The 17,308-nt window shown below is 34.5% G+C and carries 16 protein-coding genes; 3 read left to right on the top strand and 13 right to left on the bottom strand.

Translation table 11 applies throughout. The annotated features are described in order from the left end of the window. Nucleotides 1-116: 116 nt before the first annotated feature. Nucleotides 117-473 (top strand): 50S ribosomal protein L19, encoded by a 357-nt coding sequence (rplS, locus tag NBX25_RS07000; protein ID WP_068942389.1) that lies wholly within the window; start codon nt 117-119, stop codon nt 471-473. Between the two features lie 438 nt (nt 474-911). Here rplS and NBX25_RS07005 read toward each other — a convergent pair whose 3' ends face one another. Continuing rightward, nucleotides 912-1,355: an SRPBCC family protein gene (locus tag NBX25_RS07005; RefSeq protein WP_250253265.1), complete on the bottom strand. Its 444-nt coding sequence runs from the start codon at nt 1,353-1,355 to the stop codon at nt 912-914. 189 nt (nt 1,356-1,544) lie between these two features. Further along, nucleotides 1,545-2,327: an AraC family transcriptional regulator gene (locus NBX25_RS07010; protein ID WP_250253266.1), complete on the bottom strand. Its 783-nt coding sequence runs from the start codon at nt 2,325-2,327 to the stop codon at nt 1,545-1,547. Between the two features lie 76 nt (nt 2,328-2,403). Here NBX25_RS07010 and NBX25_RS07015 point away from each other — a divergent pair, with 76 nt between their 5' ends. Further along, entirely contained in the window at nt 2,404-3,552 is a 1,149-nt protein-coding gene (locus NBX25_RS07015; RefSeq protein ID WP_123908395.1) for an MFS transporter, read from the top strand. On the opposite strand, the gene NBX25_RS07020 is transcribed toward NBX25_RS07015, so the two are convergent. The 11 genes from NBX25_RS07020 to NBX25_RS07070 all read right to left on the bottom strand — a co-directional run bounded on the left by NBX25_RS07020 (nt 3,549) and on the right by NBX25_RS07070 (nt 15,836). Beyond that, nucleotides 3,549-4,067: a DUF3592 domain-containing protein gene (locus tag NBX25_RS07020; protein ID WP_250253267.1), complete on the bottom strand. Its 519-nt coding sequence runs from the start codon at nt 4,065-4,067 to the stop codon at nt 3,549-3,551. The two genes, NBX25_RS07015 and NBX25_RS07020, sit on opposite strands and share 4 nt — an antisense overlap. An 84-nt stretch (nt 4,068-4,151) precedes the next feature. Then, entirely contained in the window at nt 4,152-4,424 is a 273-nt protein-coding gene (locus NBX25_RS07025) for a hypothetical protein (RefSeq protein ID WP_250253268.1), read from the bottom strand. Then, on the bottom strand, nt 4,421-5,131 hold the full coding sequence (locus NBX25_RS07030; RefSeq protein ID WP_250253269.1) for a hypothetical protein: 711 nt from the start codon (nt 5,129-5,131) through the stop codon (nt 4,421-4,423). Before NBX25_RS07030 ends, NBX25_RS07025 begins: the two co-directional genes overlap by 4 nt. A 24-nt stretch (nt 5,132-5,155) precedes the next feature. Beyond that, nucleotides 5,156-5,938, bottom strand: a complete 783-nt coding sequence (locus NBX25_RS07035; protein WP_250253270.1) for a hypothetical protein — start codon at nt 5,936-5,938, stop codon at nt 5,156-5,158. Nucleotides 5,939-5,940: 2 nt separating this feature from the next. Continuing rightward, entirely contained in the window at nt 5,941-6,630 is a 690-nt protein-coding gene (locus NBX25_RS07040) for a hypothetical protein (protein WP_123859952.1), read from the bottom strand. After that, nucleotides 6,620-9,358, bottom strand: coding sequence for a hypothetical protein (locus NBX25_RS07045; protein ID WP_250253271.1), 2,739 nt, complete (start codon nt 9,356-9,358; stop codon nt 6,620-6,622). Before NBX25_RS07045 ends, NBX25_RS07040 begins: the two co-directional genes overlap by 11 nt. A 2-nt stretch (nt 9,359-9,360) precedes the next feature. Further along, the gene (locus tag NBX25_RS07050) at nt 9,361-9,837 is read right to left on the bottom strand and encodes a DUF4280 domain-containing protein (RefSeq protein WP_250253272.1); all 477 of its coding nucleotides are present in this window, start codon (nt 9,835-9,837) and stop codon (nt 9,361-9,363) included. A gap of 47 nt (nt 9,838-9,884) precedes the next feature. Continuing rightward, nucleotides 9,885-10,877, bottom strand: coding sequence for a hypothetical protein (locus NBX25_RS07055; RefSeq protein WP_250253273.1), 993 nt, complete (start codon nt 10,875-10,877; stop codon nt 9,885-9,887). Between the two features lie 148 nt (nt 10,878-11,025). Then, a complete protein-coding gene (locus NBX25_RS07060; RefSeq protein ID WP_250253274.1) occupies nt 11,026-12,021 on the bottom strand; it encodes an alpha/beta fold hydrolase in 996 nt (331 codons plus the stop codon). 85 nt (nt 12,022-12,106) lie between these two features. Beyond that, nucleotides 12,107-13,093 carry an EamA family transporter gene (locus tag NBX25_RS07065; RefSeq protein WP_123908401.1) on the bottom strand — a complete coding sequence of 329 codons (987 nt, stop codon included), beginning with the start codon at nt 13,091-13,093 and terminating at the stop codon, nt 12,107-12,109. Between the two features lie 127 nt (nt 13,094-13,220). Beyond that, the gene (locus NBX25_RS07070; protein ID WP_250253275.1) at nt 13,221-15,836 is read right to left on the bottom strand and encodes a T9SS-dependent M36 family metallopeptidase; all 2,616 of its coding nucleotides are present in this window, start codon (nt 15,834-15,836) and stop codon (nt 13,221-13,223) included. 469 nt (nt 15,837-16,305) lie between these two features. Here NBX25_RS07070 and NBX25_RS07075 point away from each other — a divergent pair, with 469 nt between their 5' ends. Next, nucleotides 16,306-17,208 carry a BatD family protein gene (locus NBX25_RS07075; protein ID WP_250253276.1) on the top strand — a complete coding sequence of 301 codons (903 nt, stop codon included), beginning with the start codon at nt 16,306-16,308 and terminating at the stop codon, nt 17,206-17,208. Nucleotides 17,209-17,308: the final 100 nt, after the last annotated feature.

Consider the following 17,308-nt stretch of genomic DNA (forward strand, 5'->3'; position numbering starts at 1 on the left):
TACCACATTAAATATTTGGTATATTCAAAAACTATTTTGTACATTTGCAACCTGTTATTCAACCTCTGACGATAAACGTGTAAGTTGCTTAGCTTTAACATTTTATTTTATTAATAATGGATTTATTAAAGTACGTACAAGACAAGTACATTGCGAAAAAAGAATTCCCTGAATTCAAAGCAGGTGATACAATTACTGTGTATTACGAAATTAAAGAAGGACAAAAAACTAGAACTCAGTTCTTCAAAGGGACAGTTATCCAATTAAGAGGTACTGGTTCTACAAAAACTTTTACCATCAGAAAAATGTCTGGTGATGTAGGTGTAGAAAGAGTATTCCCTATCAACTTACCTGCACTTCAAAAAATTGAGGTTGACAGAAGAGGTAGAGTTAGAAGAGCTAGAATCTACTACTTCAGAGATCTTAGAGGTAAAAAAGCGAGAATTAAAGACGCTGCTTACAAGAAGAAATAATTCAGACAACAATAAATGCAAAAGGAAGCTGTTTACACGTAAACAGCTTCTTTTTTTATGGGCAATTGGTAATGCATAATAAATGATGATATTATTTCTGTGTAGAATTTTTTATCTCTTTATACTTTTGTTTTGAAACAAAAGTATACAAAAGTTCAAGACTGGAATTATCCGCTAAAAATTTAAACGGACTTCTAAAATTTCCAAACTCGTATAGTCCAGTTGGTACTCTTTCGATTCAAGACTAGAGTCATACCCAGACCGTGGAAATTTTTTAACGGATTAATTGAAATTTCCCCAACGCTCCTAATTCCCAGGTCGATGGAGAGCTCCCCTTACTCCGATTCTCAAACATCTGTAAAAATCTGTGTCATCTGTGGTTAATAATATGAGTAATAGGTAATATTTACACCTAATCTTTACATCCTGAATATGCTATTATTCTTTGTATGGAGTTCCTTTTCCAGTTTCCAGGAAGAGTTTTAGGCTGCCCAGAAACTGCACCCAGCCATTGGAGCAGATATCATAACATTCAATATCCGGATTTAGACCAAGGTGGGTAACTTTTATTTGTGTATTTTCTCCCGTTGGCACTAGTTCCCAAACGATGGTGGTTCCAATCCATTCTGTCTGATTCTTTAACTCTGGAAGAGCAATCAGCGAGTCTTCTACCTCCCAGATTATCTTTGAATTGGGTATCGATTCTTTCACCCGCATTGTTTTGTGAATATTAACTCCAAATCTTATGGTGAATACATCTCCGGTTTGAGCGGAGGAACCTTCAAACATATCAGTCCACCAAAGTGGAATCTGATGAGCTAAAGCACCATAAGATTTGTCTGCAGTAGTTTTTACTTCTATTGTATTGGTATAATTATCCATGGTATTTATTTTAGTTTGGTTATACAATTTTATGGAAATTAATTGCCAATGGGCTTTACATAGGACAAGAAATAGATTGATGAACAATGCATTGATCATCCCGTTAAAAATTCTTTGAATTTTTACCACCTCTCCAGAGGAAGGGAATGATTACGTATTCAACTGGAATGTTATGGATAAATAATAGATTTACTCGTTTTTTATTAGATATTGTAGGGGTGTAGAACCAGTATGCTTTTTAAAAAATTCAATAAAAGCACTGTCTGAAGAGAAATCTAAAATATGAGATACCTCTCCTATTGTATTTCCATCTACCAAAAGTTCAATAGACCGTTGAAGTCGCCACTGCTGTCTCCATTCCTGGTAAGAAAGATTGGTTTCCTTTTTAAAAATACGGGTAATAGTCTTTTCAACAGCTCCGGTTTCTTCTGCCAGTTTTTTTAGCATGGGTGGTGTGGAAATCCGTATTGTCCACTCCTCTACTATTCTCTTAAGGCGTCTGTCAACAGGCATTTTAAGTTCCAGTTTTTCTTCAGGAGCTTTTGCTATTTCATCCCAAAATACGTTTAAAACATTCTTTTGGTCAACCTTCAGCGAGCTCCATTCCCAGAAACAGATTCTTTCAATAATTTCTTTTAATAAAGAGTTTACATGCAAAACTCTGAGACTGGAATTCATATACTTTTCGGCATATTCGTTATCAAAATAAATAGATCTATAGGCTACAATATTCCGGAAATTTACCCTATGAACTTCACATGCTGGTATCCACAGCATCCTGAATGGTGGTAATACAAACTGCCTGTCAGAAGTCGTTACGGTCATACATCCTGAAGGCGCATACAACAGCTGTGCTTTGGTTTTGTGGTCGTGAAATCCGGAATCGTGCATGACCATATCGGATGCTATTCCAATCACTTTTTCTTTCAGAACATCTGCATCAAATTCTTCATTTTGTTTCAATATCGCCATGTCCTATTTTCGATATTTTTTGTTTTTATATCATTATAAATATACAATGATTTTTTCAAAACTTTGCAGAAAAAAAATGAAAAAGACAAATCCTCTATGGCTATTGACACTTCTGGTAATGCTTCCCCAGTTTGTGGAAACCATTTACAGTCCTGTATTACCAATGGTTCAGGAGAAATTTAGGGTGAATGAAGAATCTGCTACCTTAACGATAAGCCTTTATTTTATTGCTTTTGCTTTGGGAGTGGCATTTTGGGGTGTACAATGTGATAGAATTGGAAGAAAAAAGTCGTTGGAATATGGGCTACTCACTTATGGAGTTGGAACTTTAGCCGCTATTTTCGCGCCCACTTTTACCCTTTTACTGGCTGCCAGAATTACTTCCGCTTTTGGTATTGCTGTCGGGTCCATCGTTACTCAGACCATCTTGCGGGATACTTATGACAAAGACCATATCAGCAAAGTATTTTCATGGATTGGGATTGGCTTATCCATCAGTCCGGTAATTGGAATGACCACAGGTTCAGTTCTTGCTTCTTCAACAGGTCATCAGGGAGTTTTTATCACTTTATGCCTGACGGCAATTGTATTTTACATTCTTTCCAGGAAAAACGTTTCTGAAACCCATCATTCCGAAAGGGTAATCAGTTTTAAAATGTTATTTGATTTATTACGACGGATGCTTGGAGACCGGAAAATCATCAGATGCTGCCTATTGATTATGAGTTTTAATGTCTTGTTGTTTTCATATTATTCATTGGCTCCTTTTATTTTCAAAGAACAGCAGTATTCATCGTATGTTTTTGGATACAGCAGCATTGTATTAGCAGCAGGAACATTTGTTGGAGCTAAGCTTAACAGATTTTTACTTCTGAAAAATAGGACTCCTAAGATTTTAGTAACATCAAGTGTAATAGGATCATTCATAGCCTCCGTTTTTGTATGGCTCCTGATTGATCATGGTATTTATTTCCTGATTCCGTACTTCTTTATTGTAATGGCCTTCAGTATTGCTATTCCTAATATTCTGAGTACCGCACTGATCAATTATAAAAATGAAACCGGAAGTGCAGGAGCATTGCTAGGGCTTATTTATTATGTACTGATAGGAAGCGGATTGGTAAGTATAGGATTCATTCAACATCTGGGAATTTCATGCCTTATTTTTTCAGGAATTGGAGTAATCACTTTACTGGCATTCAAACCAAAAGAAAAAACCGTTTAAGTTATAAACGGTTTTTTCTTTTTTAATGTTCCCATGTAATATATTATAACAAACAATCCAATTACTAATGGGATCATGTAAAGACACAGGAATAGAAATGGCCCGAACCAAAGATGCCAAAATCCTCCACGAATAGCGTTGAAAGGATCTTTTTTATCAAAATACACGGTTACATCATTGGACCATTCTCTGCTGTTACTGCTATAATCTGCATGAAGGATATACGAATGATTGGAAGAATCATAATAAGTGATAACCGGAGAATACATTTTGGTATAATTAATCTCGTCACCATCCTTCGACCAGCTTTCTTTATATCCTGTAATCCTTGCTTCCGTTTTGACTCCACCAAATACTAAATTGATATGCCTGTACAATTTGCTACCATTGTAATAGACTCCCCCAGCCCCCATTGCCAGGAATAAAAGTGTAAATACAGTAGCGAGAATAGCGACTAAACGACTATCTCTTTTTTTCTCTGTTTTGTATTGATTTTTTGTACTATTTACTTCCATATTCCTTTTTCAGATCTTTCAACATTATTCAAATCAATTAAAAAGTTAGAACTCTTATTTTCGCTCATGTTAAAAAGTAAATTATTATTGTTTTTCACCCATCATCAATCTTATATTATATTTAAGCAGGTATAATCCCAACCCTAGTGGAATCATCGACAAACATAATACAACAAATGGGGAAAACCATAAATACCAAAGCCCACCCCGAATAGCTTTTGAAGGAATTTCTTTATCATAATAAATGGTTACTTCACTTGACCATTCTTTACTGTTACTGCTATAATCAGCATACAAATTATAAGATCTATTGAAAGCATCATAATAGCTAATTATTGGAGAATAGAACCTTTTCATGATTTACTATTGATTGCATTAAATGACTTTTGCTTAATAATTGTAATCAAAAAAGCAATATTAATGGCTAACAATCCTGCTGGGGCAAAGGAGTTCTCTGCCCTCCCTGAGAAAAGAATCCTTATCACAAATAGAACAATGAATATGAATATTGAAATCTTAAAACTATATATTATGCCTCCTAATCTAACAATAGCATTGTTAAAAGAAGAATCCTTGATTTCAGATTTCAGTTGAAGATAAAGAAAGACTGCCAATAACAAGCACGGTATCAATATCTCCATATTAGTCAAAAGGATCTGGTTAAGTCCTATCACAACCTCTATAACACCCCCAAGCGGAGATTTGAATATCACAACACCAAAAAGAGTTACAAAAATGAGGATTGCCACCAGCATTCCCATGGCTGCTTTACGCTTGTTGAAGCCTTGACTCTCCATATCTTTCTGATAGTTCAAATACATGGTTTTTAACTCATCATAGTTCTTGTTCCTAATTTTATGATAGAGAATATATAGAAATAACGCTTCTGCTTGAAAAAAATTGATGACAACCACCTTCTCAAATTCAAAGAAGGTTTCCTTATTCAAGGTAAACCATACATCGATATAAGAGTTTATAAAAACATATACAATTACATATATCTGGAAGAACAGCAAGAAGTTTCTTGCCATAAAGCTTAAAATATGCTGTGATTTAGTTGTCAAAATATATTAGTTTGAAAACTATCCTTATCTGAATAATTCTAAGTGACCTTGGTTATTCCTAAAAAATATTGCACTTTCTATAAAATGCAGTCCTTCTTCTTTTGAATTTTTGTCCTCCAATACCAATCCAGGAGCATTATTCAATTTTTCCAGATAAACTAATCTATTATTAAAGCAATATTTCAAAGTATATTCTTCTTTTGGAACCAACGACAGTTCATAGTCCTTATATGAAAAAAGCGCCTTATTCAAAAAATACTGTCTTCTATCTTTCTCTAAATAATGAGCCTTAACAAAGTCATCAAATCGAATTGTCGTAAACTGATTATATTGTTTCAAATCATCATCTTTAATATAGCTCGCCAACATTTCATATTGCTGATATACTTCAGAAAACAACTCATCTTGCTCTTCTCTGGAAAAATCATACTTTATTTTACTGACATCCAGATGGTATGGAAAACTGGCATCAAAGTTTAGAATGTTTTCATAAAAGGGTTTATTCTCAAGGGATTCATCAAGTACAAAAGAATGTATTACCTGTTTCTTCAAATAAAAATCATTTGCTTCTTTTACAAAAATATTCAATTCAATTTGAGCATCTTTATGGAAGTCCTTATTATTGAAAAGCGGTGAAATCTTAAATTTAAGGTCTTGTTCACCGGAAGAAAACAATAAATTATTAATTGGAATATCCGTGGCAATTTGAGCCTCATTAAAGTATGAAAAGCAAGGTATGCCGTTAACTTCAATTTCTATTGAACATAGAAAGGCTTTCACTTCAACTTTATAGATAGGTTGGTTCATTCTTACTTTGTTTTTTTATTGTACTCACCTTTTAGTTCATTGAACTTATCTTTATAAAAGCTTTTATCGTTGCTTGACGGTTGAACTTGCAATTCCTTCAAATGAATAGCTGAATTCTTATTTCTGAATTTCGTTAAATCTAAAAACTCACTATAAAAAATTTTATCAAAGAAATAAGGGAGTTCATTTTTGTTAACAGCAATTAAAGCAATACTTTTATTTACTTTTTCATATTTGACACCTACTATCATTTCCTTTGATTCCCATTCATTCCTTACAATATTGGAATCTTCATTCTTTAATTCAATTTCCTGATACTGCTTATCACTTGAGATTTTCTTAAGAATATCTTTATATATCTCATCAGAATTATTCTTTGAATCAGCAAAATATCCTTTAAATCCAATGATTTTCTCTTTGTTGAAATAAACATCCATGTAATCCAGCTTACCATTATTTTTAAAAGGCTGCCATTTCTCTTGGATTTGATTTCCTTGCAAAACGATTCGACTGTGCAGATGATCAACATAGTCTCGGTATCTTAATTGATTAGCTTGTTTACCGTTTGCAAGATTTACATAAGATTCCTGTACAATGTTCAAATCAACCTTTTCTGATTTGGATTGGCAAGAAATCATTATTAGATTTAGATTCAGAAGAAGGATAGCAATATACTTATTTTTATTTCTCATCTTTTTTATTATTTAAATATTCAATACTTTCAGGACCGATCTTGTCCTCTTTCATTACCTCAAAAGTTTCGTCAATCTTTGGTATTACTGAGATTCTATTTCTACTGAAGACATTTTCCACTATAACAACCTTTACGTTCAAACCTTTGAAAACATAGCTATTCTTTTTATAAGGGCCAGTATTATCGGTTCCTAATTCTTCTACAATCTCAATTCCTGAGTTGATGGAGATTTCTGCTTCGAATCTTTCTTTTTTCTCACCTGTAGGCAGTATGATGACGTTTTCCTCATTACTTTTTATACCTCCTTTAACACCGAATGGAATACTTAAAATAGCCTTCTTGTTAGATTTCTTATCATCAATACCATTGATTGAATTATATACTATAGTGAATTCTCCATTCAATTCAATATTTACATAAGCCAGCAAATATATGTCTGTTTCAGTCACCCATTCAATAGCTTTTCTGATAAATTTTGTAATATCACCAATACCATACACTTTGATACTATCTGTAATAACAAATAAATCAACTTCAAAGTTTATTCCGATAAGAGGAGCCAATTTGAAAGCTCCGTTAAGCATTGTTACAACTTTATGGTTATTTTCCTTTTCAACAACACTCCCTAGGTTCCATTTAAAAGCCAATACCACATTTGGAGAGACAAGCTTAAAGCTAAAATATTCCTTAAAGCCTCCAGTACTAGCATTTGCTGAATTTTCAGGATTAAATTTATCTAAAAACGACTTCAAATCAGCAAGTTTTTTTATGATATTTTCAATCTTTTCCATTCCAAATTTGTGAACATCACCATTCACCTTTACAGAAATATCTGTAGAAAAGCTAAATCCTTTATATTCACTCTTGAACTTAAACTTATCTGAGAATCTCAATCCTTGTCCTGCAGGATAACTAGTTAAATCCTCCTTTTTTCCGAAACTCAAAGTATGAGATTCATTGGTTGAAATAATGAATGAAACTTCCCATTCAATATCCGGCCAAACATTTATCTTAACCAATTGATTGGGATATCTGCAAGTAGATACAGGTAAAAAATAAACTTGGGCAGTTTTATCCGTAAACCAAAAGTATCTGAAAATCCATAATAAATTTATTGCATTATTTGCTCTTGTATTATCAGGGTTTTGAAAACTTTCAAAAGCAGTCTTATTATACATATACCTCAACATCAAGGTAATCTTCTCATTGCTGTCAATCTTATAGTCAACTCCTTCTTTCCATTGCTGAGCTACAGCTACCTGATATGCATTATTTGTTTTTAAAACATCTGTATCACTTTCATTTTCTTTGGTTGTTGCAACTCCTGCACTTCTCTGCTGTTCATGATGGGTAGTATCTGCCTGTCTTACATGTGTAGCTCCATTTTTTAAGGCAGCATAAACTTTGTCTACTTGGAAGACATTCTTCTTCTCAGAATGTTTTTGCCCTTCATCCAGCAATAATCCTTGACAAAAGGTATCTTGAGTAGTAAGTTTGTCTAAAGTAATGGAAATATTCTTCCGGCTATCTCCGGTTATAATATTAAAACTTTCCTTACTTTTATCTATCGGACCTACGGTTGCCGTTTCATCAAATATGACAAAAGTTTCTCTATCTTTATCATCCTCATCTTTTACCGTAATCTTTGAATATCCGCATGGATCAAACTCCCTTTGATTGTACTCAATATCCCCAATATATTGAATCATATTATTTTTCTCCTGTTCAATACGAGTAAGATAATGATCCATCAATTCTTCAGACACCATGAATCTACTGGAAATCGAATTTTTATCATCGATATCCTTCAAGCCCAATACCTTGGGATCGTATTCTATAAGATCACTTGTAGGATCATCTGCATAATTTTTATAATTTACCCTTTCTTCCTTGGAATTGGTTCCATAAATCATACCTGGCTCGTTCCAATATCTATAGATTTCCAATATAACCGTAAAATTCTTCTTTACATTTTGATTCTTTTTCCATTCAATTTCTATAGGGAATGTAGTATTGATATAAGAATTCCAATCATCATCTGCCCTCACATTATTTGAGATATTATACACCTTAGGCTCTTTCCAAAGATTATTATCTTCAAAATCATCAGTTTCCGTAAGTCCTTTTGCTGAGGTTTCTTCTAACAGATATAACTTTGCCTTATATTTATTCTTCTCATCCAAATTATAGGCATGAAGCATAATTTGTAGTGTAACACTTTCTCCATAGTGTTTCACTTCTTCACTCTTGGTAAAATAGGCATAGGATATTTTAGGTTTATCTACGGGAACAATATAAAAATAAAAACCCGTTCCTGGATTTTCACTAAAAAGTTCCACCCTCTGTTTAAATCCAAAATAATAGCTATAGGCCTGAGGATTAAAGACAAGGCTGCTCCCTTGTTTATATTTTAGTCCTAGTCCATATTTGGCTATCTTTTCCTTACCTCCACTCAAGGGGCCCCATAAGTTTTCAGTAATATCTTCTTGTTTAGCTTTCTCTAAATTTTTATAAAAAAAGTCATAAATAAAAGCCCATCTAGCCTGCTCCACCGTATGTTTGGGATTTTTGCTTTTCTTTCCCACACAGCTTTCATCAACAAAAAATTCATTCCGCTTATTTAAATATAATGGATAGGTATTTCCTTTAGGGACGGAGTTTACCTTATTGTTTTCTTTCCATAGACAAAACTGTAGTCCGACTGTATTTTCAATATTATCCGGCATAATTATTCAGCATTTAAGAATTTGTAAGGATCTTTTTTATCAAGGTTCTTCATATCCATCAAAGGATTCACATGCGATTGCAATTCACTATCCGCATTCTGAAGATTTTTTTTAGTAGGCTCTCCCATTTGTCCGGATTTAATGATAGAAATACAGTCTGTTCCTCCGATGGGACAGGTTGCTTTGCTGTCTTGCAGCAGAATATAACCTCCGGGTGGATCGTAGAGTTCTTTTTCGTAGTAGCCACTCCATTGGGTAACTACAGCTGAACATGGGGTATTATTTTTTTTGGCGCATGAACCGAAAGTGTTCTTCTCAAAGGTAGCTCCAATATCTTTATGGGTAGCGGCAAGTTTACTGCTACCAGCATTGTCATTCACATAATATTTGGTTTGTGTAAGTACTTTCAGTTTATCCGGAGCAGAGCCAAATTTACATTGGCAGATTGCTCCCTGTACTACTTTTTCTTTTAGTGACATTTGGTGTGTTTTTGTAAAAATAAGTCTTTTTCCTGAACCGATAAGCGTTACCAGTCATTTTCGATCCTTTCGAAATTATCAAATCCCCATTTATTAGGCGGAACTTTGACAAGACCACCCGTAATAAAAGGACTGCTTTCATCTAATATTTTGCCTTTATATTCCTCTGATCCCAACTGATATTGGGTATAATGAATCTTTTTCACGAATACTTTCTTCCCCGACCAATCTCTGGAGAATACTTCAAAATAAGCTCTTGTATGCATCGGAAAATGATGATACAGATCATGATCGAAGATCACTTTAAGGGTCATATAAAGAGTACCATCATCATGGTGACCCTCGGGATAAAAATAGCGAGGGGCCAATAGTTCTTCGCTTTCAAATCCTATGACAAAGGAATGGTAATCTGTAGGAAACTTATCGATAGTCTGTATTCCTGAAAATTTCAACGGTCCACGATAAGGAATCACGGAAAGATACAAATCTCTTTTAACTTTTCTGGTATCTCCGTAATCAATAAACTTAGGATGAAAAAACAGGTTCCAGAACCAATCATTGTGCAGACTTTGTTCAATAACGGCTTTATTTTGAAGCTTATTTTCAAAGTTATCAATAAAAATATCCAGTTCTTTACTGCTGTATTTATCAGCTATTTTTGATTTTTGAATCTTCCATCTTTCCAGCATCTTATCGTGATTGATAATCTCGCCTGTACCTGTTCCTTTTTCATTAATATCTACTTCCACAGGGTAAATGGTGGCTGATAATGCTGATGAAATAATTTCACTGATCTTATCCGGTTCATGCTGGTTGTACAAGATATCTTCCTTATTGATGCTTAATGTTCCCTTGCCGTATTCAACGTTCAGATTAGCAGCTACAGTATAATCTATCCTTTTGGAGGGCTTTTCATCGTTACCGGAAAAATATTTTACAGACACTCCATACTTTCTCCCTTGAAGTCCGGAAGGTCTTATTTTGATCGTATTTAATCTGTGTAGAATTTGTTTTTTAGATAATCTTATCTCCGACTTCATTAACTCAGTATGACTTTATTATATCGCCAAAGTTAACAAATTTCTGTTTTATCACCTGTTTTGGATAAATAGAAATCCACACAACCGCCTGAGCTCTCTGTTATAACCTGATTGCCTAAAAATGATGTCGTTAAAAACCCTCTTCAGATTATTTAATAAAGTTATATAAAGCCTCAAAAAACTTAGGATAGACTTCAATATGCGGAAGATGACCAACGTTTTCTAATTCTACCAGTTGAGAACCTGCAATTTCACGCTGGGTTTTCTTTCCCAGTTCCTGGTACTGCCCCATTTTAGGCTGAAGTTCCTTTGGAGCTCTATCTTTCCCTATTGCAGTTCTGTCTCTGGTACCAATGATGAGTAAAGTGGGAACTTTTATATTTTTAAATTCATAACAAACAGGCTGGTTATAGATCATATCGGAAGTCAATGCTGCATCCCACGCTACCTGTGGATAATCTTTATGTAATGTCCATCCGGCAATAAGGTCAAGCCAAGGCTGATATTCCGCCTTCCATTTATTATCATAATAGAACTTTAACTGATAATTTTTATAAGTTTCCGCTGTATTTTTAAGCTCCGATTGATAAGCCTGATCTATATTCTGGTAGGCAGCAAACGTTTTATAATCTTCAAGTCCGATAGGATTTTCAAGGATTAGCTTCTGAACTTTTTCAGGATAAAGCAATGTAAACCTTGTAGCTACCATACCCCCCATTGAATGTCCCAGAACAATGGTTTTATCAATTCCTAATTCATCCAAAACAGCTTTTGTATTTTCTGCCAGTTGCGAAAAGGAAAACTGATAACTATGTGGTTTTGAAGACTTTCCAAATCCGATCTGATCCGGAATAATCACTCTAAATCCTTTTTCCGAAAGATCTTTTGCAGTTCTTTCCCAATAGGCTCCGTTAAAGTTTTTACCATGGAGAAGAAGAATGGTTTTCCCATTGCCCTTCTGAGGTTTTACATCCATATAAGCCATCTTCAGATTGTTATCCTGAGATTTTAAGTCCTTAAAATGTACCTCATAAGGATATTGATACTCAGATAGCATGGCATCCAATGGTTTTATTTGTGAAAACAGGATTCCTGATCCGGCTACTAATACTATTGCAGTCGCTATATTTCTGAAATATCTCATTATATTTTACTTTAAGTTTTAAAATTAAAAAAACCGCTCCAAAAGGAACGGTTTTCAACTGTTATTTTTAGTTAAATATTATTTTTTAAGAGACTTCTGCCATAGAAACTTCTTTTTCTTTTTTGGAAGGAAGATTCATTAAAACAATGGCAAAAAGAATCAATATAATTCCTACCCATTGTATTAAAAATACTTGTTCACCCAATAGAACAAAGGCCATGGTTACGGAAACCGGGAGTTCCAGTGAAGAAACAATACTTCCTAATCCTAATCCTGCATTCGGAAAACCGATATTGAACAGAATGGGTGGAATGATGGTTCCGAATAAAGCCAATACAAAACCGTATGTTAAAAATATTGAATAATTGAAAGAGTGGATATGCTCTGTATTTTCTGTAAAATTCAGATAAAAAGCTTTTAATCCATCAAAATACATGGGTCCTATCTGGGCGAAGAACAGAAAGGCAAAAACAACAATAGAACCTCCTGCCAACATAATAATACTCTTTCTGAAAACAGGTAAATGCGTCGCCAAAGTATTGGAAGTAAACATCGTTAATGTATATGAAGCTGCGGCCATCAATCCCCAGAAGATTCCATGCCAATCCAGTTCGATTTCCATATTAATAAGGTTGGTCGCTAAAACCGTTCCCAGTAATACAATAATTACGGCAACAATTTTCCTTGCATTAGGAAGCTTTTTGGTGATAATACTTTCCACTACTACACTGAACCAAACAGACTGCATCAGCAATACAATCGCAATAGAAACGTTGATATACTGCACTGCTATATAATAAAACAAACTTGTTCCTCCCAATGACGTTCCGGCAAGCATCAGCATTCTGACCTCTTTGGAGCTTGGCATTGATAATTTCTTTTTCGAGGTTAACGTTTGAATAAGATTCAGGATCAAAAGCCCTATTAAACCTAATACAAATTGGGAGGTCGTCACTTCAGACGTTGTAAAACCATCATGGTAGGCCATTTTCACAAAAGTGGCTAACATTCCGTATATACTAGCACCAATCCCTACAAATAAAACACCTTTTAGTATATTTTTCTTCTTCATAATTTTTTTAACAGCCTGCAAAGGTACAACATATAAATTAAAATACCTTGGAGTGTTGTTATGATAGATAAATAAGATCGCCGCAAGCTTTGCTTGCGGCGATCTCTCCAATTGATTATATAGTTAGTTATTTTTTCACAATCACTTTAGAATTAGCTTCAAAACCAAATCCTTTCACTTTCACAATATAAGTACCGCTTACCAGACGGCTTGTAGAAATTGACTTTTTATTTTCAGGTGAAATTTTATCTTCTGAAGAAACCAATTTACCAGACATATCGTATAATTCTACACTTACTTTTCCAAGAGTTTTACTTGGGAAATTAATATAAAACTCATCTTTTGCAGGATTTGGATAAATAGAAATTTTATTATCTTTAATTGAAGTTACTTCATCAGTTCCCAGTGAAGCACAGTCTTCAGGTATATTAAAATTCTCTACCTGATCCGTACCCACACTCTTCACGCCTGCGGAAGCTCCTACTCCAAGCCCTCTTTTTGCGAAGACTTTCCAGATCATACATCTATCCTGACCGTTTGTTGTTGCCATATCTGCAGACAATATCGCATCTCTTCCATCAATAAAGCTAGGGTTACATGCCTGAAGCTTCAAGGCATCTACCACTAATTGCAGTACTTTTGTACTTCCATTAGGAGTCGTTGACATTACATCTGATGAATATCCATATTTTTCAACATACTTCCAATGCAAATCCCACAACATAGTAGCCCAAACAAAACCAATAGAATGAGAATCTGTAGATACACTCCCATTGGTATTGGTAACTTGCATTTGATTGGTAGTTCCATACGTAAAAGGATTCACTGAAAAATTAGGGGAATATTTAGCAGGTCTGATACCGCCTCCTGTTATTGGCTCTCCTCCTGCGTAAGTTCCCATACCTCTTGCCACCGAAGCATTATCACCAGGCTTATTGGTCAACATTAAAGCAAAGAAATCAGACCAACCTTCTCCCATCTGCTCTCTACTTGCAGAGGTAGACAAACATCCAGAACCTGTACCCGTTAATCGGTTTGATATTCCATGTCCGTATTCATGGGTTACAATTCCATTATCAAAACTTCCGTCTGGAGTAATACTGGTGGCCGGATCATTTTTAAGGGTAATGTTCACTGTTGTATTAGCAGCAAGTTGAGTTTTTATATACTCTCCTTCTGAGTTTTCGATGGAAACTGTAGGAATTGTAATAGAAGGATCCGTCCCACCCATTCCCCACGGAAAACTGGTAGCAGCTGCATTATTATATATTACAACACCAATAGCTCCGGCATCCTGGGCATTTTTTGCTTTTACAGCAAAACCACAGTTTGTGCCTCCTCCTCTTTCAATAAGTCCTATTTTCCCTGCAAGTGATCCAGCTGGTAACGCTGTACAGGCATATATATTTGATGACAACTGCACGTTGGCTGTCACGCCGGTAGCTGTTAATGCAGGACCAAATTCAGCAGTTCCATTAATAGGTGTACGTACAACAGCAGCTCCCGGAGCATTGTAAAAGAACATCTGATTTACGGGTGACCATAAATACATCTGCATGTACGGATTATTTCCATCCGGAGGGGTGCCGAAATTGGCATTATTAAGTCCACCTCCATCTTGACCTTCCGCTTCTACATAATCATCACCGAGCCCACCCAATCCAAAATTATTTTTCTGAAAATTTCTCGCTGATTCTGTAAATCCAAACTTATAAAATACATCATGAATTTTATTATTCAAATAAAACAGATTAGTAATAGACGCATTTTGATTAGCAGCAGGTGTTCCGTTGATACTGAATGGAAAATCAAAATTTCTGGTCGTTCCACCATCAGGAGAAAGACCAGCGTCTACATCTCCTGTATCTTCATAAGCATATACATTATTCCCCCTTGTAATAGTATAATGAATATCTCCATCGGAATGCCATCCTTCTGGTGAAGCTGCTAAATTCCATGGATTAGAGATTAATTGTCTTGAACCGAATGTAGGAGCTTCTACTGGTAAAGGAAAAACATTATAACTGGCATTATCAGGTGCCAGGAAAGGGGTAAATTGAGCCATATTATTTTGCGGTCCCTCCTGCTTATTTTGGATAAAATCCATCTCTTCATGGCTATGAGAATAAGCACCTGGATGAAAACTACAGGATAAATTCAAGTCTGTTTTTTCAATGATTTCACCGGTATTTGTATCTATTAGATAGTTCCAATAGCTTGGTGATTTTGGTTCTCTTAACAGATATTCATAAGCAAGTTTCAAACTCCCTTTATGATCTACATATACAAGTCTTTGTTTTGCAACTTCTTTGCTGTCAGCAGATTCTCCGGAAAAATCATGAATAAGGAAGTCTTTCACATCATTTTTCTTCAAATCTTCTGCAATGGTATGAAGCGCAGCGGTTTTGCTGACAGTGGCATTACCAATTACAGATATAGTATAATCTTTCACAAAATTATCTGTATAATAAACTACTTTATTATCTTTAATAAGTGCTGTCCCCACAGAATTATATATTGGCAAGCCTTTATAAGTCTGTATAAATTTCACAACATTCCCATTTAAAGATTTTGAAGCATCTACATTATCTATAATAAAATTATTGAGATCATATTTTTTATATTCTCTTATTTTATTTTGAGAAATATAATCTTTAATAAGCTTTTCATTGTCTTGTCCGAATGCAATAACCGGAAAAACAGAAAATACCGCAAACAAAATAGGTAGAGTTTTATTTTTCATATCCATTATTAAAGACGCGAATCTACAAATATTTTATATAAAAAGATCAATATTAATAAATAATGAATAAAAAAATAACTTTCTAATCTGAGCCCCATCTTATTTATAAAAATTATTATTTTTTCATAAATATTGATTTCATTTACAACTACCTGACAAAAAAATTGTCTTTCTTTTGTTCTAAAAAGCTCATCTCACTTTTAGAGATAACCTCCCCCTTTCCCTTATCATAAGATGCTTAAAGCACCTCAAACAACAACAAGCATAAAACTAAACCTATAAAAATGGCTAAAGAGAAGACTCTAAAATTGGAATATTTACCTTAAAAAAACCTTTACAGAAGTCGACGTTTTTCTTTATTTCTGAGTTTTCATGATTCCTTATTCACTTGCTTTTAATATCTTAGGTACACTTAATCTCGAAATGAAGATCACAAAGCATTATACAATTTTTTTTAATCACCGAAAAAATGAAGAATATCACAATTAAATTTTTACGTTTATTTTTCTTATTCAGCCTGCTGTCTTGCAGCGGATCACCACAGACTCAGGATGAGGAAAGAATATGGCTGGTATTTCAACCTAAAGTAGAACAGAACAAATCAGTAACCCTAAAATTGTTCTTTAGGAGCAAACCGGATAACGGAAGCGTCAAAGTTCTCTCTGCTTCCTCAAAGACAGATACAGAACTAGATGGTTCAAAAATCGAAAAAGAAATGAAATCGGATGGGAAATATTATTTCTACGATATCTTTTTTGAAGCGGGAGCGTTGGGCAAATCAGATCTCCCCGTTGTAGAAGCAAAAATAAATGGAAAAACCTACAAAAGCAAGTCAGCAACCATTGAGGTTGTGAAAAAACAAGATGTAGACAATAATGCAGTAAGACTGGTATTGGAAACCGATAAAAGCCGTTACCATGTGAATGACACGATTAAGCTCTCCCTGTATGAATATTCTAAATTCTCTCAGATCTCTAAATTTACTCCGGCAGATCTGGTTAAAAAAGGCGCACCCGAGGCTTTATTTGAAGTGATTGATGCAGGAAATGTAGATTATGAAGTAGGCATTGTGGGTTTCAAAAAATACATAGACGCCAATTTTAAGGTAGCAACTTATCACTGGAATGCAAACGATGCAGGCAAGCAGATGGCCACACTAGAGGGTACATCTTATATAAAAAACCTGATTTTTTATATAAAAATGACGGCTAAAGAAAAAGGCACTTTTAGCATACCCAAAAGCCGGTTCGATTATAAAATTTATCCTTATGAAGAAGCTTTCCGAGAGGAAATGCTTGGCCCGGAGGAAGTTTTGCGCACAAAAAACAGGATAAGCCCACAATCTAATGCATTGAATATTATTGTAGAATAGTATAGATTAATGCATATCCTAACAAGAAAAATCAATATAAAACAAAGAAGCTGTCCCTTTTGGAGACAGCTTCTTTTACTTATTATTATTCAATAATCTT

It is taken from the genome of Chryseobacterium sp. Marseille-Q3244 (assembly GCF_940807095.1).
Classification (GTDB): Bacteria; Bacteroidota; Bacteroidia; order Flavobacteriales; family Weeksellaceae; genus Chryseobacterium.

Excerpts from the sequence above, each read along its gene's own strand:
- NBX25_RS07015 (WP_123908395.1), top strand. The coding sequence starts at position 2,404 with ATGAAAAAGACAAATCCTCTATGGCTATTGACACTTCTGGTAATGCTT.
- rplS (WP_068942389.1), top strand. The coding sequence starts at position 117 with ATGGATTTATTAAAGTACGTACAAGACAAGTACATTGCGAAAAAAGAA.
- NBX25_RS07075 (WP_250253276.1), top strand. The coding sequence starts at position 16,306 with ATGAAGAATATCACAATTAAATTTTTACGTTTATTTTTCTTATTCAGC.
- NBX25_RS07070 (WP_250253275.1), bottom strand. The coding sequence starts at position 15,836 with ATGAAAAATAAAACTCTACCTATTTTGTTTGCGGTATTTTCTGTTTTT.
- NBX25_RS07045 (WP_250253271.1), bottom strand. The coding sequence starts at position 9,358 with ATGCCGGATAATATTGAAAATACAGTCGGACTACAGTTTTGTCTATGG.
- NBX25_RS07065 (WP_123908401.1), bottom strand. The coding sequence starts at position 13,093 with ATGAAGAAGAAAAATATACTAAAAGGTGTTTTATTTGTAGGGATTGGT.
- NBX25_RS07055 (WP_250253273.1), bottom strand. The coding sequence starts at position 10,877 with ATGAAGTCGGAGATAAGATTATCTAAAAAACAAATTCTACACAGATTA.
- NBX25_RS07005 (WP_250253265.1), bottom strand. The coding sequence starts at position 1,355 with ATGGATAATTATACCAATACAATAGAAGTAAAAACTACTGCAGACAAA.
- NBX25_RS07025 (WP_250253268.1), bottom strand. The coding sequence starts at position 4,424 with ATGAAAAGGTTCTATTCTCCAATAATTAGCTATTATGATGCTTTCAAT.
- NBX25_RS07010 (WP_250253266.1), bottom strand. The coding sequence starts at position 2,327 with ATGGCGATATTGAAACAAAATGAAGAATTTGATGCAGATGTTCTGAAA.
- NBX25_RS07050 (WP_250253272.1), bottom strand. The coding sequence starts at position 9,837 with ATGTCACTAAAAGAAAAAGTAGTACAGGGAGCAATCTGCCAATGTAAA.
- NBX25_RS07060 (WP_250253274.1), bottom strand. The coding sequence starts at position 12,021 with ATGAGATATTTCAGAAATATAGCGACTGCAATAGTATTAGTAGCCGGA.
- NBX25_RS07020 (WP_250253267.1), bottom strand. The coding sequence starts at position 4,067 with ATGGAAGTAAATAGTACAAAAAATCAATACAAAACAGAGAAAAAAAGA.
- NBX25_RS07035 (WP_250253270.1), bottom strand. The coding sequence starts at position 5,938 with ATGAACCAACCTATCTATAAAGTTGAAGTGAAAGCCTTTCTATGTTCA.
- NBX25_RS07040 (WP_123859952.1), bottom strand. The coding sequence starts at position 6,630 with ATGAGAAATAAAAATAAGTATATTGCTATCCTTCTTCTGAATCTAAAT.